A 25,383-nucleotide genomic window follows, 5' to 3' on the forward strand; every position below is an offset into this window, starting at 1 on the left:
TACTATTTAGAAATAACTCATTTCAGCGCTATTATATCACTCTTATGTAACAAGGTTGTTACATCTCAGAATCAGAGTATAAACCCAGTGCTAGGCCACATTTATTTTTGTTGAAAAACGATGACTACACCATTTTACAAACTTATGCTAGTAACCCATCGGCAAGGCCGGCCTATTGATAATTATCTACGGTTTATTAAAGAATGTGTCGAGGCTGGGGTTACAAGTATTCAACTCCGCGAGAAAGGGGCTTCACCCGAATTCTTATTGGATTATGCCCTGCAACTTAAAGTGTTGTTAGATAGTTACCAAGTCCCACTAATCATTAACGATAATGTTGACCTTGCTTTAGAGGTCGGTGCACATGGAGTACATTTAGGGCAATCCGATGGCTGCCCAGTCCATGCTCGTCAACGCTTAGGGGCTGACAAATGGCTAGGTTTGTCCATTGAAACAGAAGATGACTTAATCAGAGCTAATGCCAGCAGAGTAGATTATGTTGCTGCTAGCGCAGTTTTCCCAACAATCAATAAAGCAAATATTCGTACAATTTGGGGATTAAAAGGGTTAAACTCTTTGGTTAAAAATTCATTGCATCCGGTCATTGCGATTGGTGGTATAAATCAATACAACATCCATGAGGTGATGATGACCGGTGCGAAAGGCGTTGCGGTTATTGGCCAATTGCATGATGCCCCTGATCCTAGCCTCATGACGACTCATTTACGCCAATTAATTGATTCTTCGATGCACACTGATGTTGGGAGAAATAATGCACAATCTGATTAAAGAACTTAAGATATCCATGGCAAATTTACGTCAAAGCAAGCCTTTGGTTTTGTGCCTAACTAATTTTGTAACCATGGATTTGATGGCCAATAGTTTATTAGCGTTAGGCGCAGCCCCATTAATGACTCAATCTCTCGAGGAAGTCGAGGAGCTTGTGAACATTAGTCAAGCCGTTTACATCAACATCGGAACCCTTGATGAGCGTTTCTGTGAACGAGCACAGCGAGCAGCAACGGTCGCAAGGTTTCAAAAAAAAACGGTTATCCTAGATCCTGTGGGTGCTGGAGCAAGTCAGTTACGCACTGAGGCTGCAAAATCATTCCTTGCTTATGCTGATATTATTCGCGGTAATGCGAGTGAAATTTTGGCTTTGGTTGATGAAGCGGGTGAAACGAAAGGAGTAGAAGCATCTCGAAGTGTGAATCAGGCAGCCGCTGCAGCAAAAACACTCGCTTCTTCCTTGCACAAAGTGATTGTCGTCAGTGGGCCCATTGATTTGGTGACTAATAGTTCAGAAGAAATGAATCTTCCTTTTGGTTCACCATTGATGCCTTTAGTCACTGGAATGGGTTGTACATTAACCGCTGTCATCGCTGCTTTTGCTGCAACGTGTGAAAGCAAGTATAATGCATCCCTGCTTGCGACGGCTTATTTTGGTTTGTGTGGCCAAACAGCGTATCAGCAAACCCAAGAGCCAGGCAGTTTCAGGCAGGTATTTGTGGATCGCTTATTTAAACCGGATTGGGATTTATTTAACCAATTTGTTCTACCTGTTGAGAAAATGGGCGAATATGCGTGTGATGCTTGACAAGGAAATGAAATGAGTATGCGACACAAAGCGTTATCGATTGCAGGATTTGATGGTTCTGGAGGAGCCGGTATTCAAGCTGATCTGAAAACGTTCTCCGCTTTTGGATGTTATGGGATGACAGTGTTAACGGCCTTACCTGTGCAAAATACCCAAGGTGTGAGATCCTGCTATGAACTGCCATTGCAGGCAATTAATGAGCAATTACATGCAATCTTTGACGATATAAGGCCGGACAGCATTAAAATTGGCATGTTGTTTAAAAGAGAAATAGTTGAACTTGTAGCTAATTTTATTGGCAAATATGCTCAAGGGATTCCTATTGTGCTAGATCCTGTGACCGTTGCTAAGAGTGGTGATCCTCTATTGAATCCAGATGCATTAGATGCTTTGAAAATGTGCCTTATACCCCAAACGACAATAATTACGCCCAATTTACCTGAGGCTGAGGCTTTACTAGGAGCAATGAGTTCGCCAGATATGTCTGAGATGGCGCAACAGCTGTTAGCATTGGGAACAGAGAATGTTTTGTTAAAAGGCGGCCATTTAAAAGATCACTATTCGAATGATCTGTTCCTTAATAAATATGGTGATAAGTATTGGTTGGAAAGCTTAAGAATTCAATCTAAAAATACGCATGGCACAGGATGCACTCTCTCGGCAGCTATAGCTTCATGTTTGGCTCTTGGATTTGATGTTTTTGAGGCATGTCAAATGGCTAAAGCTTACATTTCCCGTGCGATTGGCGCTGCAAAAGATGAGAAAATAGGCAAAGGTTTTGGCCCGGTTCACCATTTTTATCATTTATGGCCACCAATTGAAAAAATTAAAATTGATTAGGTTGCTTCACACAAGCAGCTAGGTTGACGCTTAAGCGGCAACCACGGCTAAAGATTTTTCAAGAGGTTACTTCCTAGTTGTTGCTTTGCTAGATGGAGAGCACTGGACTTATTCCAACCAATTTGATTTTTTTCCACTTTTAGGACTATAACTTATTGAGGATAAAATTAAAAAGGATGGAATGATGCGTACCTTTCTGATTGCGATTCTAATCATAGCTGCGCTTTTAGTATTTTGGGTTGTTGGCATTTTTAACAGCCTAATTGGTTTGATTGAAACCATTAATAACAACAAAAGACAAATTGATATTCAGTTGGACCGGCGGTACAAAGTTTTCGAATCGTTGATAGAGACTGTTAAAAAGTACATGGATTATGAGCAGACCACTCTGAAAGATGTTGTGGCGCTGCGAAATCAAGCTCAAACCGCAAAAGCTGCGGGAGATGAAAAAGCTCGGATGGATGCCGAAAATGGTATCTCACAAATTGCCTCCCATTTAAATGTTGTGTTTGAGCAATACCCTGATCTCAAAGCCAACCAAAACGTTTTGCAATTGCAGGAAGAAATAGTAAATACGGAGAATAAGCTCGCTTATGCGAAACAGGCATACAACGACAGTGTGGAGCGCTATGAAGCTAAGAAAAAATCATTCTTTGAATCCATCGTCGTGAATTTTTTCCGCGATAAATTGGATAAAGCATTCGAATATTGGTCACTGCCTGAAGAGCAAATTAAGGCACGTGAAGATTACACTGTTAAATTTTGAGTTCATTTATGCCTTTATCCGACTACCATGCCTCCGTGGGCGATTGGCGTTTACAATTACGACGAAATGAACGCAAAACCCGGTGGGTTATTGCGCTCTTTCTTATCATCTACACTATAGTTGGTCTCATCGTGGATACCATTGTTTTAGAAGAAATGTACCCACAAATATCGATTGAACAATCATTCCTTGCTTTAGTCACCTTAAAGGCGACGCCTTATGCAACGATGCTTATGTTTAGCTTCGCCGTCATTTCGTTACTCATTACCTATGCAATGTATGACAAAATTATGTTGTTAGGCACCGATTCGCATGAAATTACCCCAGAAAACGCAAGGGATCTCCGAGAAAAGCAATTATATAACGTTGTTGAAGAGATGAAAGTGGCGGCAGGTTTAAGATACATGCCCAAAGTTTACCTTATCGAAGCAAATTATATGAATGCTTTTGCAAGTGGTTATAGCGAAAAATCGGCAATGGTTGCTATAACGCGGGGTTTAATGGAAAAGTTGGATCGTGCCGAGATGCAGGCTGTTATGGCGCATGAATTAAGCCATATTCGTCATCATGATATTAAGCTTACTCTCATGGTAGCCGTACTTTCTAATATTTTGCTTATTGTTGTCGATATTTTGTTTTATTCTTTCGTGTTTGGCCGAGATAACAGCAATAATAAGCGAGACCAAAATCAATTCGCCTTAGTCATTATTTTATTGCGTTACTTACTGCCTCTAATTACCGTTGTGTTAGCGCTCTTTTTAAGCCGCACGCGTGAATACATGGCCGATTCAGGGGCTGTTGAGCTAATGAGGGATAATGAGCCAATGGCACGCGCTTTACTAAAAATCTCGGAAGATAATCAACTTCATGCAGAACAGTATATCCAAGAATATGGGAATACGGCGCATGAGCAGATAAGGCAATCCTCCTATCTATTTGACCCTTCCAGTATTGATCCAGTGAAATCATTTAATAATGCATTTTCCACTCACCCTGCGATAGAAGATCGGCTTAAGGCGCTGGGTTTTACTAAGAAAAACTGAGCAAAAGAATTTTACAAAAGTGTTGTTCATGCCTACTATTTAAATAGGGATGCCGTTTAATTGAATAAAGGGAGTTTAATCATGTTAACATGGGCTCTGATTTTTTTAGTTGTTGCAATCGTTGCAGGGATATTCGGGTTCAGAGGCGTTGCCTCAACTGCTGTCGATATTGCTAAAGTTTTATTCTTTTTATTTATTGTCGTTTTCCTAGTTTTATTAATACTAAGCCTATTTGGTGTCGGTGGGCCAGTGCCTCCAGCAGCAAGTTAGCCTTATAGCCACTTTTTCCGCTTAAAATACTTGTATGGGATTAATGCCGATAAAATCATGAGTCCAATGGCAAAGAAATAACCCCACTTATAGTTAAGCTCAGGTATAAAACGAAAATTCATTCCGTAGATACTTGCGATGAGAGTGGGAGGGAGAAAGATAACAGCTGCAACTGAAAATATTTTAATAATGGCGTTTTGTTCAATATTAATCATCCCTAAAGTGGCATCAAGAAGAAAATTGACTTTGCTTGAAATGAAACTTGCATGGTCGCTCAAGGCACCTATATCTTTGCTTAAAGTTCCAAGCCGTGCATGTTCCTCGGTATCTAGCTCAGTGCCTACTGACTGACCAAAAAAGGGAATTAAACGGCTAAATGTAACCAAACATTCGCGTGCATAAGTATTTAAATCCGCGTTGGCGCCAATTTTTTGAATTAAATTCTGATAGTTGGGTTTTTCGCTGCCCTGAACGGCTAAATCAGGTCTGAAGATATGTTTGGAGTATTCTTCGAGGCGATGGCCAATCACTTCTAAAATATCGGCCAATCGATCAATAGTCGCCTCAAGTAATTCTATAAGCACAGTGGCGGCACGGTTTGGAACAAAATCGACACTGTGCAGCTGGGAGATAAACAATTTAAATGCCTGAGGTTCAATATAGCGTATAGTAATGAGCTGTTTTCTAGTGAATATAAAAGTAACCACATCATGCTGAGGATCGGGAGACGCTGATTGGGCAATCATCGAAGCAGTCATAAATAATGCCTCTTTCTGCTTATAAAGACGGCTAGATAGTTCAATTTCGGTCATTTCTTCCCGGGTGGGTATACTTATGGCTAATTGTTTTTCTAACAATAACTCTTCTGCTCGAGTCGGCCGGAGTAGATCAATCCAGATTGCGTCTCTCAATAAAGAAAGATTATCTTCCTTAATCTCATAGGCTTTCAGAGTTTCTTCACTCAAGTACGCAGTAATCATAAGATATTCAGAATGGAATTTATGATTAACTTAACTTACTTATTGACAATAGTCTATCACTGGAAATTCTAAGGGATGTTAGTAATTGCCAAAAGACACCCTAATTTATTGACGTTCTAATTGTCTAAGCAAAGTCAAAGCGGCTAAATGCCCAGTCTGTTCTATTGGGCAAAAATCCATAGCGACCGCAAACCCAATATGCTCATCGTCTGGCAAAGCGATTTCGCCATTTAAAAATGGTTTAATTTTTTTAATCATCGCTTGCATGGCGACATCATCAATGGAGGCAAAATGCAATTTTCTGCTCGATATCATTTCTTCTAAGGTTTTATGCAAAGCATATTTCAATAAGTACAAAGCCTGCTCCTGTGCATCATCGAGCATGTCCAGTGGAATTAGATTGAGTTCACTATATAAATGAGTCAGTTCATAATCATAAGGTGAAAAATCATGATGGAGGATATCCATTTGTTCTCGGTGATTGGATTGACACCTGAAGAAAAAAAGTACGCTATTCTCGCCATGGAGCTCAGTGATTTTAAAGAATCCTTGAAAAATAAAGGGCGGATTCCAAACTGCAACTAGGACAAGGGTTTCGATGTTTAAGGCTGTCAATTTCTTCATGATAATATTGTAAGCGCCTTAATAAAGAGGAGTTAAAGGCTCGCAGAGTCCTGCGAGCCCATCCTAGATGGCTACATTGGGATGCCATTGTTAGGTTTATCGACTACGACAAAGTTTTCATCGAGATCATCTGTTTCTTCTAATTCTTTTTCTGCACTATCTGTATGGGAAGATTGCGCAGGCTGAGGTGCGGGTTTTGACCAAATGGAACCTAAAAAACTTCGGGTATAATCACCGAAATGGTACCGACGGCTCTCTGGTTTAGCCACAGCGGTCTCAGCAGATTTTGCTGCTTCTATATCTGAACCAACATTCGCAGTGTCAGCTGAGCCCGAATTAATTTGTTCTAAAGATTCACTCACTGGTACGGAAGAAGCAGGTCTTGATTTTTCCTCTTTCTTGGGAGAAACAGGTGCTGGTGTCACAGATTCCGAAGCTTGTGTGAAATATCGATAGAGTGGGCGGAGCACCAAATCCCCAACCTCATAAGGTTTTACCACCGTAGAAGGCATTGAAGAATTTGCAACCAATAGTTTCTCCCGAACGGTTTTTAGGAGGTGGGAAAGATCTTCAATTTGATCTGAGGACAGTCCTTTGGTTGAAGAAATAGCTGAAGCTATCAGCATTGAGTAACGAGGACCTCGTTGAAACGGCTGAATAAGAAAGGAAGCTAAATCAAGATGGAGCGAATTGTTAAGAGTCACGTATTGTTTAATGTCCTGAAAAAGCTTAGGGTTGGTTGCGTCTTCTTTAGCAAAAGCGGTATAAAGGCTGCAACACTTAGGATAAAGACTAAAAAAGGCTTTTAATAATTGGGTTCGTTGCTCTCTTAATTTCCTGATCTCGACTGGATCAGCTTCGAATAAAACAGCTTTTTCAACGTTTTCAAGGAGCTTGTCTGATATAATTTTTAATTGAGGAACAATTTCTTTAAATTCCACTAATACGGGAATGTCATTGACTAGATCAGGACGTGACAAAACAGAATTTAGGAATCCTAACGCTTCGTTATATGACCGTTCAGTAGCAATCATTTCTTGAATGACGTGATCTTCAGCTAAACTTTTTTTACCTTCAACACGTTCCTCATCCGCTTCTGGAGAGACAGACTTAATTTCATCAATCGCTGGGGATTCATCCATGCCATCACCGGCTTCTGAGAATGAATAACTAACTTCCTCAGAAACTACGGTTGAGGTTTTGTCTTGCTCTATCATTTGTCTTGTTTCTTGACTGGATTGCATTGAAAATACTCCTACAAATTGAAAATAATTTGCGCATTTTACCTGAAAAAAATTAAGACATTATTAAGGCTTTAAAAATGGACAAAAAGGGGCTCTGTGCTGGACAAAAAGCTAAAGTGAACATGCTGATTAGTTATGGAATGGAAAAGTAACTCGCTGATTTAAAAGGAAATAAGTATACTTCGATTCGCGAAATGGAGGTATACATGAAAGAAATCAGCGAGTTGCGTTAAATATTAAAGCAGCGGTTAAATTGGCACAAGTCACGGATTGATTTTTTTGCACAAGCCCTTATTGGGTTATTTATATGCCGAACGATCAATTTTAGGGAAATAGCAGTTAGTATGCCTGCAGCAACGGAAATTGAATCGCGTTATAAGCGGATTTATCGATTTTTCTCTGGTTTTTCTTTTGATTTTACTCAGATAGCTCGCTGGCTTTTTCATCTATTTTTTACACCAGAAGATAGATTATATTTGAGCATTGATCGCACGAACTGGTATTTTGGTAAAGCTAAGATCAATATATTTATGCTCTCAATTTGCTATGAAGGCATTGCTATACCCATTTTTTGGAAATTACTGAGAAAAGCAGGGAATACCACAGGCAAAGAGCAAATTGAATTGATCTCAAGGTTTATTAAAACATTTGGCAATGATTCTATTCAAGGTATTCTTGCCGATCGGGAGTTTCCCAATAAAACGCTGATTGCCTGGTTACTTGACGAAAATATTCCGTTTTATATGCGAATAAAAGGCAACATGGATGTTTGTATTGGGCGAAAGAAGTTTAAAACCTCAGCACAACTATTCAATCATTTGGCACCTTATCAACAACAGATTTTTGATATACGTGTTCATCTCTTTGGTCAGCCTCTTTACTTAGCTGGAAGTAAGAACTCACGTGACGAGCTGATGATTATCATAACTAACCGAAATCCCAAAAATGCTATTGCATGTTATCTTCGCCGCTGGGAAATTGAATGCCTGTTCCAAGCACTAAAAGGACGAGGTTTCAGATTTGAAGATACTCATGTCACCCAAATAAAACGCATTGAAAAAATTATTGCATTCCTCGCCGTTGGCTTTGCTTGGGCACATAAAGTTGGCGAGTGGCGCGCTGATAAAAAGGCTATCCCTCTTAAAACAGTCCGAAAACAAAAACGTCCACAGTTTTCATTCTTTCGTTATGGGCTCGATTTAATTAGAGACCTGATTACAACACCTTTTAAAACAAAATTATTTAAACAGATCATTTACCAATTGATACCAAAGCCTCAGGTGGAGATAGCCTCATGAATTTTTGTCCAGCACAGAGAAAAAGGGGTTCACAAAATGAATTAGGCTGGGTACGGCGCAGCCGTAACCCAGGAATCTAAACATAGAAACACGGGTTACTGCTGTCCCCACGAGGGCTAATCACGCTTCGAATTAGAATTTAGTTACTGGACGGTATCATTCGGAACAAACCAGCCTAATTAAGCACTGGGACTGGCTATATCCAATTCTCGTTCACATCCTGCAATATACTCTTCTCCGCGAGTGTAATGGTTAAAAAATAAAGGATTCCTTTTTTGGCTGACTAAGGAATAAATTGCTAAAGCTGCTATTCCGGGTATTATTCCAGTAGCGATAATGCCTAATACTGCAAAACAAGTTTTCAAGTATCGGGTCAACTTTTCATCACGGTGAATAGTTAATTTATTTTCTTTCTGAAGTGCTTCGCTGAAATTATTCACTCTGTCGCTTGGGAGAGGATAGTTTTCAGTATCCTCCAATAGCGTCTTCAATCCAAAGACAAAATTATATTTATCAGCGATGAGATAGTACGCTTCTTTCTCCGCGGCCGATGAAAAATTATCTTGCGATGGGTAGGGAAGAGGGTTATCGAAGTTGTTTGGTAATTCAGGTCTATGCTTTCGAGCCTGTGTTAACAGATGATCCAGATACTCATAAGTGGGTGGAAGTAGTTTGTCATCAATTAGCAAAGCTTTGCTTTTTTCTTCTTTAGACAACAAGGCCTTCACTGTTTGGCGATTGCCAGCCTCATTTTGCCCAGCCCGTTCAATTTGAGCTGCAGTCTCTACTCTTATTCTTTCGATTTGGGCGGCATGGCTTGTAACTTGCCGTTGCAAGGATTCGATTGTCTGGAGTTGAAGGCCCATTTCAATATTTTTTCCTTCGAGTGCGGATGACGCTTCTAGGAGTTTGGCTCTTAGGTTTTCGATCGACTGCCTGGTTTCTTCAGCTGCTCTATGATTCCCTACAATGGTTTCTTCAAGCTTAGCGATTTGTCTTAATTGTGCGGTTAATTGCTCTCGTAAATCTTCAACTTCTGGTAATGAAGCACCGAATTTAACGGCTTCTTGTTTAATTAGCATGAAGAATTCTTGACTTATGCAATCAGGTTGCTGGCGTAAATCAATTTTCCTTTCGTCAACCAATGCTTTGAGTAATGCTCCTCCCGCTTCGATAAGTGCGAGCTCTCGGAAATGAAGTTGGTCTGGTACGACCTCTATTCTTTTATCAGAGACTAAGTTTTGCAATGAAGGATAATCGTTTCGCAAAGTACGCGCTAGTTTATAGAGACGCTCGAGATTGATCAGGTAATCGTTTGCGGAAGTTAGATGCGCATCAAAGCACGGTTGTAAGAACTCTGCTTGTTTGCTTGCAATGAATGCTTTTAAGGTTAGAAGTTCTTCTTCTTGTAACTCACCTAAGGATGAAATAGCGTCATTTATAGCACCTTGAATCCCTTCTATACTAACTGGTTTCACTTCTCTTAATTGACGTTGAATTAATGCGAGTTTTTCAGGAATATTATCACCCTTGGTTAGGTTCTCAACAAAGCCCTGGAAAACAACTGTGAAATGTTCTGCTGGAGCTAATCGGTGCCCTATTTGTGCCCTTAAAGCATCAGCTTGTTGGATAGTGGAATTGTAATGCGCTTCAATGGTGCGTTTAGCGCCTTCCTGGATCATGTCATCACATTGGTCAAGAATCTGCTTGTATTGCACCGGAAAGGCTTCTTCTCGTGCCGCCGCGGCTTCTTTTGCCGATTTTAATAGGCGAAATGGTTGCTCTATGACTTCTCTTAATGCCTTGTCTTCCTCAATACTAAGATTGTTTCGTAAATATTTTTGACTAATCGTGTCTATGAGTATCGATAGGCCGCTAAAGAAAATCTTACGCCCTCCTTCATTTTGTAGAAGCCGCAAAATTTTTAATGTTTCTGCTTTTGTAGCAGTCCTTGATGCCATTTCTTCTATTTCTGCGTCATTATCACTGAAAGTGAGCATTTCCGTCGACTCTAACATTTTGTCGATAGTTTCTTTAAGCGCAGTTGTAACGGCACCGACCATTACATGCATTGGGGCTTTAGCGAGTTCATCAAATTGGATATAGTTGCGCAGGTAGAGCAACGCATGCTCTTGATTGATAAAATCTTCATGCAGAGTGGGCGCAACATCTTCCATGCGTTGATGGTTATGGCCGCGGAAATGAACAAACCTTTGTTTGTCTACCGCGTATTGTGCCCCCAGCCATGCGTAAGAACCTTGGGTGAAATAGCGGTAAGCATCATTGTTCTCACGAATCTCTAAGTATTTATCTAATAATTGTTTGCAACGGCCTTTCTCATCGGCCTGAAGAAAATCGTTAACAACCCGATCAAGAGATTCATGCTCGAGATTGAGTACATGGCATCGATCTGAGTTAAATCGACCGTTGGTGCATTGATTGAAGAAATAAAATAATTTATATAACACGAGGTCTTGTACTCCCGTCGTGTTACGTTTTTCAATTGTGCCAGGGACTTCGACACCTTGCTGGTTATAGCGATTACCACTCGCTGTCCCGTGATGGCCAGGGATGATCAAAGGTTGCATCCCTTTTGGTACGATAGGAGTGAAACAGCAGGTTCTCTCATCTCGGCAGAGAAGTAAGACATAATTATTGCAATCAGGTTCTTCATAAAATCTTGGACTATGCCAGCGAAGTCTTTTCAGTCCAAATTTACTGCCTCCCGGGACCGGGTCAATTAAAAAAGGATTTACTTTTAAGTTATTGAGTCTTTCTAATAATTTTTGACGCGACTCGAAAGTTTCATTTTCTGACGGTTTAAAAAACTTCCTCATTGCTTCCGCAATGTACGTGTTATCCCCTTCTGTAGCGGGCGCAGCCCAAAGAATTTCATGTAGCGGTTTATGCGGTTCCTCTTGCAATGCTTTTTTGATACGCTTTAATTCACTCATCACCATGGTTGCTTCAACGGCACCGCGGCTATGACAAGGAATTTCCAATGTTTCTTTACCGTTGGCTACAGCGCGTAATGCTAAATAAACCCCTAAGGCAATACGCTCACCAACTTCGGATCCTAATGTCGTTGGGCCATTGACGACGTCGACAGATGGGGAACAGTAAGATAAAGGGTCATTTTTTGCACCAACTTCTGCTTGTTCTTGCTCGCCCAATAGTGAAACGACTGCTTGAGCAGCGTAAGAAAGGGTTTCACCACGTTCATAGGATTTTTTTGCAACAGGATCCACGAGCGAAATGGTAGGACGCGGCGTGAAAACAGTATCTGTTCCCAGTAGAAATAAGAAATGGTTTTTTTCTTCAACGGGATCTTGTTGTAAGAGTGAAAAAATATCTGTCAGGTTTATTGGTTTTGGCATTTGCGCTCCCGAGACAAGAAAATCATAGTTCATCCCTGAGGCGTTACTGTCCCTTTAATGACAAGTCTAAAAATTATCTGAAAGGTCTAAAATTTATCCATTATAGGGGAATTGTCTATGTGAAATCAATAGGCAATCCCATTTAATCGATACATTTTGAGCAGATTTTTGCTCTAATAAAGAGCTAGTCGGTATTCCGTTTTTGAGTGAATTTTCGCAGATATACCAGAATAGCTCTTGATCGAACATTGATTGGAATTAGTGCTTTGTGAGCGCGGGCAGTGCGCGGTTGGTATTTAAAAATTTGGCTCCAGCTTGAGCATTAGTTAGGGCCGAATAAGCAGAGATCCCTGTATTCCTTAGAATTGAAAAAACAAAATCCATTTCCCATTTTCATTGTTGAAGACATGATGCTGATCGAACAAATGCTACGCCATGAGCCTTAAAACAACCACAAATCACTAAGCTGTTTCTTTCGCCGCTTTTTTTAACGATTTTTGGTGTTGCTTCCACTCTTTGTCTTTAGCAAAAACAAAGTAGGCCGCTTCTTCTATAAAATAACCGACATCATCAATTTTTGCCCAGGCGCAATATTGTTCGATTTGTTTTAGAATATCAACACTGATTTCAGCTTTAATTTTTTCTTTCTTAGTAGAACGATTACCATTAATAATGGCCATAATTTGTTTCTCCAGTTATATTTTGCGAAAAAATACTAGCAGACTCTGCGAAAGAATGAAATTAAAAAATTAGTCTATACGCTAAACACTGCAGCCTGTCTCAACTCTGAGCTTGAACTTAAGTTTGATATGCAACACATCAGGGGATAGTCTAATATTACAAGGCAGGTTTTAGCAAAATTTCCATTTTTGTTGGAATGAATATGCCCATTAATCTTACTAAACATTCAAAAATATGGATTCATCCTGACGGTCTTCTCCCTGATAAAATCGTCAATCGGTTGGTTTTTCAAAGAGAAGTTAGACCTAAAGATGAGTTAACTTTTTTTGTCAATCAAGCTTGTGCAGAAAGAACTGCCGATAAAATTGCCTTATTAAAGGAGCATGGCATTAAAATAAAAATTATTGAAGAGTGTTTAGAAGAAAAATTTGACGATGAATTTTTGATTGGTTTTGCAAAAAAGGTCATACACCGGCTAACAGAGACCAAGAAGGTGCGTGATACAGTTTATGCAACTGATGTCTTAAGACTCATGAAAGTAGTACAACGAGAGGGGTTGTATTCTGATAATGATGTTTTGTTCCTTAATTTTAATGATACCCGTGAAATTATGAAAAAATACCTGTTTGGTTGCCATACGCATGGCATGCCTGATATTCATATTTTTGGTATTGACCTGAATTATTGCGAAGATTTTTACAAAGAGTTAATTGCTAAAATTAAGGAGATGTGTGGTGACCCGCCTTACCCGGATGAAGAGGTGTGCGCTATTCCTGGACTGGCGTTTATTCCAGACAGCATTAATTTGATTGCATATGGTCATTTAGCCTTCCAAGCAACGAGTGATAATATTATCTCCGGTAAAGATAACTCGCATGATGGCGGTGAAGAAATCCTTCATGCTGTAGGAAATGATCCTTTACTCGAAGAGGCAAAATTAGCTCTAAAAGAAGGCCATGTAAGAAAAAAACCACTGAGCAATTTCATTGAGGATTCGGATAATGATACCTCCCCAGGATTGGGGAGGAGGTAGGCCATTTATTTGTTCTCTTGCAAGAAAAGCAAAAGCGCCTTTTGCACATGCAACCTATTTTCACTCTGAGCAAAAATGGCTGAAGCAGGGGCATCGGGTAATGCTTCCGATACTTCTTTTCCTCGCTCCATAGGCATGCAATGCATAAAGATTGCCTCTGGCTTCGCATAGGCCATCAAAGCTTCATTCACCTGAAAACCAGTGAAATCTTCTTCCGCACGCTGCTGCTCAAATCCCATACTTGTCCAGACATCGGTATAAACAGCGTGTGCATGATGAACAGCGGCTTGAGGTGTATCATAGTGATTGATCAGTAGCTTGTGTTTTTCTGATGAATGGGCAACAACTTTAGAATCAGGCTGATGATTGGGGGGACAGCAATAATTTATTGTTATACCTAATAATGGCGCAAGCTCCAAAAGTGTATGCAAAATATTATTCCCATCGCCAATGTATGCCAATGTAAGTCCTTGTAAATGGCCAAACTGTTCTAAAAGTGTGAGAAAATCAGCAAGTATCTGGCAAGGATGATATAAGGCGGATAACCCATTGATAATGGGAACAGTGGCGTAGGTGGCCATTTCTCGCAATATCTCATCATCATGAGTTCTTACCATGACGAAGTCACAGTAGCCATTTATCACACGTATTAAATCGCAAGGCTCCTCTGATTTTCTCGTGTTGTTTACACTCTCAATTGCATGACCACCCAAGCTTTGTATTGCGCGAGTGAAGCTCAAGCGCGTTCGAAAAGAAGGTTTTTCAAAAATCATTGTAAGGCTTTTTCCTGCGAGCATATGGCTAAAATGGTCTGGATTTTGTTTGAGTTGTTTTGCCAGCTTGAGGATTGCCATTATTTCTTCACTGCTTAACTCTAATCCAGTTAAAACATGCCTTGTTTTGCTGGGATGTTTAACTTGCTTATAGAGAGATTGCAGCGGCATGATAAGCGGTGAAGTTTTTTTACAATGAATTAAGCTTCGTAACAGCATGACTGCGGCTTCCCGGGTAGTGATATAAGGAAGATTATGTTGCAAAGCATAGGATAAATTGGCTTGCGAGCCGTCAATTGCAATAACAAAATCAGGAATTTTTGAGTCCTCCAATTCCTCATGCACTGCAAAACCTGCTTGCTTTAAAGCAGTCAGCAATTCATCATCAGCGGTAAGGCCTGAGACCAATACGCTATTCGATTGCCCGAGACTAAAGTCATGGCCAGCTGCAATTTGAGCTTTCAAATAGGCTTCATAGGGTGTGCTGCCAATTCCCATCACTTCGCCTGTGCCTTTCATTTCTGGGCTTAAGACGGGTGATGAGGTGTGGAATTTACGGAAAGGCAAGACTGCTTCTTTCACGCAATAATAAGGCAAGTTGACCGGACTTAAGCATTGTTGAGCTTCGAGTGAATGGCCAAGCATGCAACGAACTGCAACTTCCACTAAAGGAATTCCTGTTACTTTGCAAATAAAAGGGGTGGTTCTTGAGGCTCTGGGATTGACTTCGATTAGAAAGACGTCCGAGCCTTTTACAGCATACTGAACATTCATCAGCCCTTTGATTTTAAGTGCACGTGCGAGTTCTTTCGTTTGTTGATGAATCACATTAATCATTGCCTGGGAGAGTCGATAAGGTGGCGTGATACAAGCTGAATCTCCCGAATGGACTCCAGCAGCTTCAATATGTTCGAGTATTGCTGGAATAAACACTTCGTCACCATCTGAAACTGCATCAACATCCACTTCAATAGCACCTGCAAGAAATTCTTCAAGTAAGACAGCATGCGCAGTGGTTTTAAACAGTGCATCGAGCTTTTCTTGTAACATTTCTTTATTATTCACTACTTCCATACCGCGTCCTCCAAGAACAAAAGAAGGGCGAATAATTAAAGGGAACTGCAGATCCTCTAAAGTTGATTCAAGTTCAGCAAGGCTGTGGATTGCTCTATTTTTAGGTTGCTTCAAACCTAAGTTGTGTACTAAAGCACTAAATTTGTCTCGATCTTCAGTGATTGTGACAATATCACTTGTTAAGCCCAACAATGGCACTCCTACTTGATGAAGTGCTTCAAGTAAATTTAATGGGGTTTGCCCGCCAAACTGTAAGGCAATCGCAGAAGGCTGCTCTTTGTCAATTAAATCCAAAACTTTTTCATAAGTAAGTGGGATAAAATAAAGCTTATCGGCAACGTCATAATCAGTAGACACCGTTTCAGGGTTGCAGTTAACCATGATTGTTTCGAAGCCCGCAGCAACAAATGCTTGAATTGCTTTAACACAAACATAATCAAACTCAATCCCCTGACCGATACGATTAGGCCCACTACCGATGATCATGATTTTTTCTTTATCGCTTACTTTGGATTCGCAATAATCTTGGTAGGTGCCGTATAAATAAGCCGTTTCGGTTTTAAATTCACCCGCACAACTATCTACGCATTTATAAACCGGATGTATCGCCAGTTCTTGCCGATATTGGCGCACTGCTTTTTCGGTGGTTTGAGTCATTTTGGCGATGTGTTGATCGGAAAAGCCTTGTTTTTTCAATTTCAATAAGGCTGATTGATCGAGATCATAAAGGGTTTTGCCAACGAGATTTTGCTCGGCGCAAACCAGCGACTTGATTTGATGTAAAAACCAAGGATCGATAAAAGAAGCAGCATGGACTTCCTCCACCGTAAAGCCTCGACGGAAACTTTCTGCAAGACACCAAAGATGCTTAGGGGTATGCCGTTTTAATTCCAGTTTTAATGTCGTATCGTCTAACGTTTCTAAAGGGTCAAAGCCAAAGCTGTTGATTTCAAGACTTAAAATGGCATTTTGTAGGCTCTCGGCAAAAGTCGAACCGATCGCCATGACCTCACCAACCGAGCGCATTTGCGGGCCACGCGATAATTCTTGGGCATTAAATTTCTCGTCATGGAAACGGGGAATTTTAACGACGGTATAATCGATGCTCGGCTCAAATGAAGCAGGCAATAATCCTGAGGTGATTTCGTTTCGCAGTTCATCGAGAGTATAGCCAACAGCAAGTTTGGCTGCAATTTTGGCAATGGGAAAGCCTGTTGCCTTGGAAACAAGAGCAGATGACCGTGAAACACGGGGATTCATTTCAATAACGACCATTCTACCATTTTGCGGATTGACAGCGAATTGAACATTACTTCCGCCTGTATCAACACCGACAGCACGCAACACAGTAAAGGCTGCATCGCGCATGGTTTGGTATTCATCATCAGTTAATGTTTGAATAGGCGCGACAGTAATCGAATCTCCAGTGTGAATGCCTAGAGGATCAAAATTTTCTACTCCGCAAACAACGATGCAGTTATCGTTTTTATCACGAACAACTTCCAGTTCAAATTCTTTCCAACCAATCAGGGCTTCATCGATGGAAATTTCTTGAGGTTGGGTAAACGCCTGCTTAAAAATCGCAATGGCCTCTTCTTTAGTGTGAACTAAAGCAGCCCCCGCCCCCCCTAAGGTAAAGGAAGACCTAACAATGAGAGGTAAGCCTATTTGCTCCATAATATCAATGGCTGATTCCAATGTATTGGCGGTATAACTTTGCGGCACATCCAAACATATCTCATGCATTTTTCTATGAAAGAGGGTTCTGTCTTCGGCGAGGGTGATCGCGTCAATAGAAGCACCGATCAGTTCAACTTGATACTTGGCTAAAATACCTTTCTTATGAAGTTCTAGGGCGCAATTGAGTGAGGTTTGGCCTCCCAAAGTCGCAATGAGCGCATCTGGGCGTTCTTTTTCGATCACTGCAGTAATGTAATCGCTGGTAATGGGTTCGATGTAGGTTACATCAGCTAGTTCGGAATCGGTCATGATTGTAGCAGGATTCGAATTAACTAAAATAACGCGATAACCTTCTTCATGCAGTGCTTTTAGGGCTTGGGTACCGGAATAATCAAATTCGCAAGCCTGGCCAATGTTGATAGGTCCTGAACCGATGACCAGGATGTTTTTAATTTTAGTATTTTTGGGCATATTGCACCTCATGGATGAACTGGTTAAATAGGAGCTTAAGTTCGTTAGGGCCTGGGTTTGCTTCTGGATGACCCTGAAATGAAAATGCAGGTGCTTGACGGTGGCGAATACCAGCAATTGTTCCATCAAATAAGGATGTGTGGGTAATCTCTAGGTGATCAGGCAAAGAAACCTCATCGACGACAAAGCCATGATTTTGTGAACTAATGAATACAGCCCCTGTTTTGCAACACTTAATTGGATGATTCGACCCATGATGGCCAAATTTCATTTTTTTCGTTTTTGCTCCCGCAGCAAGTGCTAATATTTGGTGGCCAAGACAAATACCAAACACAGGTATCTGCTGCTGCAAAAGTTGCGTAGTTAATTGAATTACGGAATTACAGCTTTCGGGATCACCTGGACCATTCGAAAGAAGCACGCCATCGGGTGAAAGGGCTTTAATTTCAGCAAAATGGATCGATTCTGGGACTACCGAAATTTTAACGGGATACTGGGCTAAAGACTTTAAAATCCCCTGCTTTACGCCACAATCCACTACAATGATATGCGCTTTGCTGTTTTGTGGATCATGGTAAAGATAAGGTTCTTTAGTGGAGACCAAAGCGGCTAAATTAGCACCTTTCATGCGGGTACAATTTCGTGCGAGTTCGAGTGCCTTCTCAGTTGTTATTGCCTCAGATGTGACTAAGCAGGCATTTTGACTCCCTTTTTCGCGCAAATGTAAGGTAAGTGCCCGTGTGTCAACACCACTTAAGGCAACAAGATTATGCTTAAGTAGGAAATTGTTGAGGCTATCTTGGGCGCGCCAGTTACTGAAGTGCTCTGAAAAATCCCTAAATACTGCACCAGCAGCGTGTATTTTACTGGACTCATTGTCATCTTTATTCACGCCGACATTGCCGATATGGGGCACAGTGAAGGTAATGATTTGGCCATGATACGAGGGATCAGTCAGAATCTCTTGGTAGCCTGTGTGAGAAGTATTAAATACCATTTCACCTAATGCATAAGAAGGGGCGCCAATAGCCTCTCCTTTAAAAAGCGTGCCATCAGCTAACATCAGGAAAGCCATTTTTTTTCTCCGTCAAAATCTCAGCAAGTGAGCAGTTATTTTCAAGTGCTTGACTAACCCAGATGCCCACTTGATGATGGGCATCCCTGAAGGGAATACCTTTGATGACTAAGGATTCCAAAATAGCGGTCGCATCCAAATAGCCCTCTTTTGCTTTTTTTGCCATCCATTCGGTATTAAAATGCAAGCTCTCCAAGAAGGGCGAAATGATTTCGAGGCACGCAGTCAAGGTATTAACGGTATCGAATAACCCTTCTTTGTCTTCCTGCATGTCTTTGTTATAGGCAAGAGGGAGGGCTTTCATGAGCGTTAATATGCCGATAAGGTGCCCAAAGACCCGTCCTGCTTTCCCTCGAATGAGTTCCAAAACATCTGGGTTTTTCTTATTTGGCATCAGCGAAGATCCAGTTGCAAAGGCATCGTCCAAAGTGACAAAAGCAAATTCTTGGGTCGCCCATAAAATTAAGTCTTCGGCTAAACGGGAGAGATGCGTCATGATGATTGAAGCAACCGCGCAAAACTCAATGACGAAATCCCGGTCGCTCACTGCATCAAGTGTGTTTTCGATAATGCCGCTAAACCCCAAGGTCTGAGCCACCCAAGTTCTGTCTAAAGGCAAGCTTGACCCTGCCAATGCTCCAGCCCCTAATGGAGAAAAATTCAATCGCGCCTGACAATCGGCCAGGCGGCTTAAATCACGTTGAAACATGGAAAGGTAGGCTGCAAAAAATTGCCCCAAGCACACGGGTTGTGCCTGTTGCAGATGGGTATAACCCGGCATCAAATCATTGGCATGTTTATTGGCCAAATTGATAAGCGTATCATTTAGCTCCTGCAATAAGGCAGTTATCTTTGCCGAGGCATCACGTGTAAAAAGTCTTAAATCAAGAGCGACTTGATCATTGCGGCTGCGACCCGTATGAAGTTTTTTGCCGGTATCTCCGATTTTTTTAACGAGCAAATGCTCGATAAACATGTGAATATCTTCGCAGGATTCATCGAGCGGGTGCTGACCTTGCTCGATTTCGTGTGCAATTTCAGTCAGTGCGGTGACAATGGCTTGAGCTTCTTCCTCCTTAATCAACCCTTGGCGGGCAAGCATCTGTGCATGGGCTTTACTGCCGGCAATATCATGCTGATAGAGGATGTGATCAAAAAGAAGAGAGGCGTTAAATTTCACAACCCTTGGATCGAGTGACTTTTTGAACCGCCCTCCCCATGTTTTATTACTCATGTTCCCCCCCTTTATGCACCATGCCATATACTTTGGCAGACAAAGAAAATAAGTTAATAAATCCTTCTGCATCTTTTTGGTTATAAACACTGTCTTCTTCAAAGGTTGCCAATGCCGGATTGTGTAAGCTGAAAGGCGATTGCATGCCACAAGGAATGATGTTGCCCTTAAGCAGTTTTAATTTGACTGTTCCAGTAATGTGTTTTTGGGTGACATCGATTAAAGCATCTAATGCTTCTTTGGTTTGTGAAAACCATCGTCCTTCATAAACCAAATTGGCATAAGTTTGTTGTAAAGATTGTTTTAGATGTAGAGTTGCCCGATCTAAGCAAAGGCTTTCTAACATTTGGTGCGCTTTATAAAGCACAGCGGCGCCTGGTGCTTCATAAATACCTCTGATTTTCATCCCCACTAATCGATTTTCGACAATATCTGCAACGCCAATCCCGTGAAGACCCGCTTTTTTATTGAGTTCAGCTAAAAGTTCAATTGGGTTCATTTCAATGGTATTTAAAGCAACAGGTACACCTTGCTTGAAGTCAATGCTGATTATTTCAGGTTGATTTGGCGTATCTTCAATCTCCTTAGTCATTAACAGTAAATCGGTTGGTTTTTCTTGACTTGGATCTTCTAAAACACCCCCTTCATGAGAGATGTACCAAATATTATGATCCCTTGAATAAGGGGATTTTGGTGTGACGGGCACTTCAATGCCGTGAGCTTTTGCATAATCAATGGCTTGCTGTCTGGATTTAATTTCCCAGGATCGCCAAGGGGCAATGATCTGAAGTTGTGGGGCAAGCGCTTTAACGGTGTACTCGAATCTTACCTGATCATTTCCTTTGCCTGTGGCGCCATGGGCAACCGCTTCTGCTTTTTCTTGCAGCGCAATTTGAACCAGTTTTTGGGCAATCAATGGTCTGGAAATGGTTCCCAGAACATATTGGTTCTCATAAAGAGCGCCTGCTTTAACGAGTGGCCAAAGGTAATTGCTTACGAACTCCTCTTGCACATTCACCACATAGGCCTTTGAAGCACCGCTTTTGATCGCTTTTTCCTTAATTGCAGCAAGATCTTCGTTTTGGCCAAGATCACAAATCACAGCAATAATTTCTGCTTGTTGATGGTTTTCTTTCAGCCAAGGAATCATTACGGAAGTATCAAGCCCCCCTGAATAAGCTAGGGCAATTTTTTTAATCGATTCTGTCATGTTTACTCCTGATAATATTTCTTTAATTCATGAACGGGTTGAATGAACTCTTTCGGCCTCACGTCAGCGACTAAGCGGCCGCCTTTGAGCACAACAATGCGATCGGCCATTTTGCTTAAAAAATCTAAATCATGTGAGGCTATCACCATCGTCACTCCCATTGTTTTAATGGCATTTAATAAACTGATGACATCATCAATCGTCGCTAAGTCGAGACCCGAAGTAGGTTCGTCACATAGCAACAGATTAGGTTTCATCATCAGGCTTCTCGCTAAAGCTACCCGTTGTTTTTGGCCGCCGGATAGTTGATGGGGATAAGAGGCTGCCTTTTCTGCTATGCCTAACGTACTTAGAAGTTCTTGTGCCGACTCTTCATGATTTAGTGTTTTGTTTTGTAATTTAGGGGCATAAACTAAGTTATCCAGAACGTTCATATGAGGGAAAAGTTGGAAATCCTGGAACATAAAGCCCATTTTCCCTTCACAATGGATTTTGCCTGAATCCAAAGATTCCAATCCTTGGATGCAACGAAGTAAGGTTGATTTCCCACCACCAGAGGGGCCAGCTAGACCAACCACGGTTTGGGCTTCGATTGTCAGATTGATTTGCTTTAATACTTGGATAGAAGCAAACTTTTTACTGGCTTCATGAATATGTAGCATCTTTGCCTCCTTGTTCAAATTTTTTACCTAACTGTTCGATCAATAAAACCAAGCCATAGTAGTAACAACCGGCAATACAAAGGGGTAAAAAATAAGTGAATTGCTCGGCAGCGACGGATTGGGCTTTTCGCATTAAATCCATTCCGCCAATAGTTGAGATTAATGCTGTTTCTTTAAGCAAGGCGATCATTTCGTTGACTAGTGCGGGCAAAATATTTTTGATCACTTGGGGTAAAATAATGTCTTTCCACAAATAAAAATTGGGAATTTGTAACGTTTTTGCGGCTTCAAATTGGCCTTTGGGTAAATTTTCTATTCCTGATCGCAAGATTTCAGCAATGTATGCAGAGCTATTAAGGCCAAAGGTGAGGATGCCGGCTGCTAAAATATTGGCTTTCAAGCCAATTAAAGCGGGCAGGGCAAAATAGACAAAGCTGAGTTGCAAAATGAGGGGAGTACCTCTCATGATTGAAACAAATCGATTAATGAGCGGTTTCATAATGCCGTTATATCGCAATATAGCGAGCCCCGTTCCTAGGAGCATGCCAATAACCATGCCGCCGAACATCAGTTCCAAAGTTAAGGCTACTCCTTGACCAATAAACAGGAGATTTTGGCTTAGTTCTTCCATTAGATACCCTCCAACCAAGTTTTCTGTAATTTGGCAATTTCCCCTTTTTCTTTGAGCGTATTCAAAATGCGATTGATTCTGGCGGTCATCAGAGAGTTTTTAGGGAGTGCAATGCCATAGCCATCTTCAGCTTTGGCAATAATGGCATAGGAAAGTCCGGGATTTTTCTGGCTGAAAATGGCTCCCTGTGCGCCGTCCATTAGGACAACATCAATATGTCCGGCTTTTAATGCCTCAATCGCTTGATTGTTGTTATCCATTGGAACAATTTGTTCGTCTTGTGCATGCTTTTTTAACCAAATTTCCATAGTGCTCCCAAGTTGTGCTGCTATTTTTTTCCCTGCTAATTGAGAAGGAGAATTAATGGGATAGTCTTTTTTGAAAACAGCAGCCATTCCCTCAAAGTAATAGGGAGTTGTGAAATCGAAGTTTTTCTTTCGATCATAGGTAATGGTAATCGTTGAGATTGCTGCATCAGCCTGGCCTGAAGTCAGCGCTGGTAGGATGCTGGAAAACTGCATGTTATCAAAGACGGCTTCTTTCCCTAGTTCCTTGGCAATTAATTTCGCCAGTTCAATGTCAAATCCTTTGATAACCCCATGTTCTTCATATTCAAAAGGTGGATACTCAGCCGAGGTGGCAAAGTGAATGACTTTCGCTTCATTTTTTTTGTTACTGTCGGTACAAGCAGCTATAAAAAGCACAGAGCAGATGATTAGGCTTAGAATGATTTTATTCATGATGACTACATATCCAGTTTTTAACCATTTTTTGACTATATTGCTTTTGGCTTGCTCTGTCAACCAAAAATGAATATAATTACAAAAAAATGGTTATAAATTCATTTATAGGGAGTGAGCATGTCTTATGACAATGTGCTTGATGGGCATATTCTTAGTATTGTGCAAACCCAGGAGATCCTTGAGCAGGTGGACTTGCAAAATAAGTTAAAGGAACGTGGTTATGATATTCCGCAAGCAACTCTATCCCGTCGCTTGAAAAAATTGAAAATTGCTAAGGTTGCTGGCGTTTACCGGGTGGTTGATTTGACTATGCCGAGTCTGCCCCTTGTACTTAACCTGCAGATTTCCGACTCCGGAATTGTTGTGCTGCATACCCATCCAGGGAGTGCAAGCAGTCTTGGCTCATTTATTGATCGGAAATATGTGTCGTTCTCGCCTCAGTCTGGGAGTAAATCAGGTATCCTAGGAACAATTGCTGGCGATGATACGGTAATTCTTATCATGCGCTCTAAGGCCGATATTGGCAGCCTATTGAGCATCCTGCAGGAGGAGTTCCCTTATCTCAAAATTGAAGTGTAGATGTTTGAATTTTTAGAGCGATCTGATAGCTCAGCAGCACACTCTCAGGATGCCATAGTTTACTGATGCATTTTTTGTTTTTGAGAGTATTCAATAAACTCTTTTTGTTTCGTCTCAGAATCATCGTTGCTGTAAATACCTTGCATTATTTCAACTTCTTGCAGGGTAAAAACTTTTCTCGTATTTTTATTTTTCATAAAATAGAGGTAGCGAGAATCGCTCAGGTTGCAAATCTCATCTGCTGCTTTTTCTAGTCGCTCAACCAAAGATGCTCTCGTTTTTGGGGTAGGCTCTTCAGGATCTGACTCATAGTTATTCGTATTATGAGAAAGAATATCTTGTTTTGTCATTTCTTTAGGCGCTTTAAACAAAGTAATTCCAGCCCTGTTATAAAAGTAATGGGGTTTAAAATGCTCTAAATTTTGCTCATAAGGGTAATTAGTCCATGGGTAATAATCCACGCAGGTTGAGCTTTTGAGGATATTGGCGCGCCAATGGATTGCGATGATTGGAGCAGCGCTAGGGATATAAGTTACTTTCTCTATAAAAAATTTCATAAAGTAAATGAAAAAGTGAGTTAATTCCCCCAATCATACAGGAAAATGAACAGTAGTTCAAATTATGAACAAAATGTTATTCAACAATGTCTTCTATTAAGTGGGCGAAGGTGTGAATTTTTAGTTTGAGATTATTATTGGAGATATTTTTCGTGTTTTCAAAAAGCCAGCCAAGGTAAGAAAGCATTGAGGGTACACTCATTGAGCATTTATTTTTTTGCTTATTAGCGAAACAATTATAGAGAATAAATTGCTGATAAGCTTCTGAGCTAATTTCATCAACTAGCACGTGTTGGTAAAAATTCTTAACCCAATGTGTTTCTTGCGTTGTCTTTAGGTATTGACGTATTTGGCGTAAAGGATGGGTAACTTGCTGTTGCCAAGCGGTGATGCGAGAACAAGCTTGGTGAAATTCAAACTGGGATATTTCTTCTACCCCATAGGCTAACCAGCAGCAGAGTAAAAGTAAATTAACATTAATCCCTTCTTGATTTTGAAAGGATAGACAAGCCTCTTTCACTTTTTCGTGTTGATAAATTTTGAGTGAAAATTGCCAAAAAGGATTGTCTAAATCATCACTCAGGGTATTAGCCATTCTTTAATTCAATCACAGTCATATGCAGCGGTTCTTTGCCAATGTTTTCATCTTGATGAGGTTCTTTTCCTTGCGCCACACTTAAATAGAGAGGAATCTGTCTTTTGAGATTAATGATCTCCTCTTTGCCCGATTGATATACTACTTTGAGACTGCCTGTTTCTTCGGGAATGACAACTCTCGAATACTGGTGAACATGAAACCCCAACTTTTGCTTGGGGCAAATCGTTGTTTTCCATACTTTAGTTGAAGCATTTTCGATAAAAAACTCACGTTTAGTCACGCAATTTTCGGCAAAGGTTACTTGGCTGATTAGGCATAGAGCCGCAATTACGAATCTAACCAT

At 40.9% G+C, this 25,383-nt stretch carries 23 protein-coding genes and 2 pseudogenes; 9 read left to right on the forward strand and 16 right to left on the reverse strand.

The annotated features are described in order from the left end of the window. The first annotated feature begins 120 nt into the window (after positions 1-120). From thiE to LMI_RS02530, 6 genes are all read left to right on the forward strand, one after another. On the forward strand, positions 121-789 hold the full coding sequence (gene thiE, locus LMI_RS02505; RefSeq protein ID WP_045098395.1) for a thiamine phosphate synthase: 669 nt from the start codon (positions 121-123) through the stop codon (positions 787-789). Further along, entirely contained in the window at positions 773-1,597 is an 825-nt protein-coding gene (thiM, locus tag LMI_RS02510; protein WP_231852209.1) for a hydroxyethylthiazole kinase, read from the forward strand. The genes thiE and thiM overlap by 17 nt, the downstream gene beginning before the upstream one ends. Before the next feature lie 12 nt (positions 1,598-1,609). After that, positions 1,610-2,437 (forward strand): bifunctional hydroxymethylpyrimidine kinase/phosphomethylpyrimidine kinase, encoded by an 828-nt coding sequence (thiD, locus tag LMI_RS02515; protein WP_349267099.1) that lies wholly within the window; start codon positions 1,610-1,612, stop codon positions 2,435-2,437. A gap of 184 nt (positions 2,438-2,621) precedes the next feature. Continuing rightward, positions 2,622-3,203, forward strand: a complete 582-nt coding sequence (locus LMI_RS02520; protein WP_045098396.1) for a LemA family protein — start codon at positions 2,622-2,624, stop codon at positions 3,201-3,203. Positions 3,204-3,211: 8 nt separating this feature from the next. After that, positions 3,212-4,246 (forward strand): zinc metalloprotease HtpX, encoded by a 1,035-nt coding sequence (gene htpX, locus LMI_RS02525; RefSeq protein ID WP_045098397.1) that lies wholly within the window; start codon positions 3,212-3,214, stop codon positions 4,244-4,246. 81 nt (positions 4,247-4,327) lie between these two features. Further along, complete coding sequence (locus LMI_RS02530) at positions 4,328-4,516, forward strand: DUF1328 domain-containing protein (RefSeq protein ID WP_045098398.1); 189 nt, start codon at positions 4,328-4,330, stop codon at positions 4,514-4,516. Between the two features lie 2 nt (positions 4,517-4,518). On the opposite strand, the gene LMI_RS02535 is transcribed toward LMI_RS02530, so the two are convergent. From LMI_RS02535 to LMI_RS02545, 3 genes are all read right to left on the reverse strand, one after another. Then, a complete protein-coding gene (locus LMI_RS02535; RefSeq protein WP_045098399.1) occupies positions 4,519-5,496 on the reverse strand; it encodes a magnesium transporter CorA family protein in 978 nt (325 codons plus the stop codon). 105 nt (positions 5,497-5,601) lie between these two features. Beyond that, entirely contained in the window at positions 5,602-6,120 is a 519-nt protein-coding gene (locus LMI_RS02540; RefSeq protein ID WP_045098400.1) for a hypothetical protein, read from the reverse strand. Positions 6,121-6,191: 71 nt separating this feature from the next. Next, the gene (locus LMI_RS02545; protein ID WP_045098401.1) at positions 6,192-7,364 is read right to left on the reverse strand and encodes a RhoGEF domain-containing protein; all 1,173 of its coding nucleotides are present in this window, start codon (positions 7,362-7,364) and stop codon (positions 6,192-6,194) included. 332 nt (positions 7,365-7,696) lie between these two features. Here LMI_RS02545 and LMI_RS02550 point away from each other — a divergent pair, with 332 nt between their 5' ends. Next, positions 7,697-8,662 carry an IS4 family transposase gene (locus LMI_RS02550; protein WP_256324297.1) on the forward strand — a complete coding sequence of 322 codons (966 nt, stop codon included), beginning with the start codon at positions 7,697-7,699 and terminating at the stop codon, positions 8,660-8,662. Positions 8,663-8,841: 179 nt separating this feature from the next. Here the strand turns inward: LMI_RS02550 and LMI_RS02555 are convergent, their stop codons facing one another. Further along, entirely contained in the window at positions 8,842-12,039 is a 3,198-nt protein-coding gene (locus LMI_RS02555) for a hypothetical protein (protein ID WP_143001013.1), read from the reverse strand. Between the two features lie 461 nt (positions 12,040-12,500). After that, positions 12,501-12,719, reverse strand: a complete 219-nt coding sequence (locus LMI_RS02560; RefSeq protein WP_045098404.1) for a hypothetical protein — start codon at positions 12,717-12,719, stop codon at positions 12,501-12,503. Positions 12,720-12,922: 203 nt separating this feature from the next. On the opposite strand from LMI_RS02560, the gene LMI_RS02565 reads away from it, so the two are divergent. Then, the gene (locus LMI_RS02565) at positions 12,923-13,753 is read left to right on the forward strand and encodes a hypothetical protein (protein WP_052679421.1); all 831 of its coding nucleotides are present in this window, start codon (positions 12,923-12,925) and stop codon (positions 13,751-13,753) included. Positions 13,754-13,758: 5 nt separating this feature from the next. Here the strand turns inward: LMI_RS02565 and argF are convergent. The 8 genes and pseudogenes from argF to LMI_RS02600 all read right to left on the reverse strand — a co-directional run. Then, a pseudogene (gene argF, locus LMI_RS15850) lies at positions 13,759-14,655 on the reverse strand (ornithine carbamoyltransferase); the annotation flags it as partial. Positions 14,656-14,916: 261 nt separating this feature from the next. Further along, positions 14,917-17,763, reverse strand: a pseudogene (gene carB / locus LMI_RS15565) (carbamoyl-phosphate synthase large subunit); the annotation flags it as partial. Continuing rightward, on the reverse strand, positions 17,735-18,826 hold the full coding sequence (gene carA / locus LMI_RS02575) for a glutamine-hydrolyzing carbamoyl-phosphate synthase small subunit (RefSeq protein WP_045098405.1): 1,092 nt from the start codon (positions 18,824-18,826) through the stop codon (positions 17,735-17,737). The gene carA and the pseudogene carB, both read right to left, overlap by 29 nt. Then, the gene (gene argH / locus LMI_RS02580) at positions 18,804-20,060 is read right to left on the reverse strand and encodes an argininosuccinate lyase (RefSeq protein WP_045098406.1); all 1,257 of its coding nucleotides are present in this window, start codon (positions 20,058-20,060) and stop codon (positions 18,804-18,806) included. The genes carA and argH overlap by 23 nt, the downstream gene beginning before the upstream one ends. Continuing rightward, positions 20,053-21,270 (reverse strand): argininosuccinate synthase, encoded by a 1,218-nt coding sequence (locus tag LMI_RS02585; protein WP_045098407.1) that lies wholly within the window; start codon positions 21,268-21,270, stop codon positions 20,053-20,055. The genes argH and LMI_RS02585 overlap by 8 nt, the downstream gene beginning before the upstream one ends. Before the next feature lie 2 nt (positions 21,271-21,272). Then, a complete protein-coding gene (locus tag LMI_RS02590; RefSeq protein WP_045098408.1) occupies positions 21,273-21,932 on the reverse strand; it encodes an amino acid ABC transporter ATP-binding protein in 660 nt (219 codons plus the stop codon). Next, entirely contained in the window at positions 21,916-22,563 is a 648-nt protein-coding gene (locus LMI_RS02595; protein ID WP_045098409.1) for an amino acid ABC transporter permease, read from the reverse strand. Before LMI_RS02595 ends, LMI_RS02590 begins: the two co-directional genes overlap by 17 nt. Further along, positions 22,563-23,303 carry a substrate-binding periplasmic protein gene (locus LMI_RS02600; protein WP_045098410.1) on the reverse strand — a complete coding sequence of 247 codons (741 nt, stop codon included), beginning with the start codon at positions 23,301-23,303 and terminating at the stop codon, positions 22,563-22,565. The genes LMI_RS02595 and LMI_RS02600 overlap by 1 nt, the downstream gene beginning before the upstream one ends. Positions 23,304-23,423: 120 nt before the next feature. Here LMI_RS02600 and LMI_RS02605 point away from each other — a divergent pair, with 120 nt between their 5' ends. Next, complete coding sequence (locus LMI_RS02605; RefSeq protein WP_045098411.1) at positions 23,424-23,885, forward strand: arginine repressor; 462 nt, start codon at positions 23,424-23,426, stop codon at positions 23,883-23,885. A 59-nt stretch (positions 23,886-23,944) separates the two neighbouring features. On the opposite strand, the gene LMI_RS02610 is transcribed toward LMI_RS02605, so the two are convergent. The 3 genes from LMI_RS02610 to LMI_RS02620 all read right to left on the reverse strand — a co-directional run bounded on the left by LMI_RS02610 (position 23,945) and on the right by LMI_RS02620 (position 25,383). Beyond that, positions 23,945-24,442 carry a hypothetical protein gene (locus tag LMI_RS02610; RefSeq protein ID WP_045098412.1) on the reverse strand — a complete coding sequence of 166 codons (498 nt, stop codon included), beginning with the start codon at positions 24,440-24,442 and terminating at the stop codon, positions 23,945-23,947. Positions 24,443-24,518: 76 nt separating this feature from the next. After that, positions 24,519-25,037, reverse strand: coding sequence for a TIGR02444 family protein (locus tag LMI_RS14750; protein WP_052679423.1), 519 nt, complete (start codon positions 25,035-25,037; stop codon positions 24,519-24,521). Beyond that, positions 25,030-25,383 carry a cupin domain-containing protein gene (locus tag LMI_RS02620; RefSeq protein ID WP_045098413.1) on the reverse strand — a complete coding sequence of 118 codons (354 nt, stop codon included), beginning with the start codon at positions 25,381-25,383 and terminating at the stop codon, positions 25,030-25,032. Before LMI_RS02620 ends, LMI_RS14750 begins: the two co-directional genes overlap by 8 nt.

Source organism: Legionella micdadei, from assembly GCF_000953635.1.
GTDB classification, from domain to species: Bacteria; Pseudomonadota; Gammaproteobacteria; order Legionellales; family Legionellaceae; genus Tatlockia; species Tatlockia micdadei.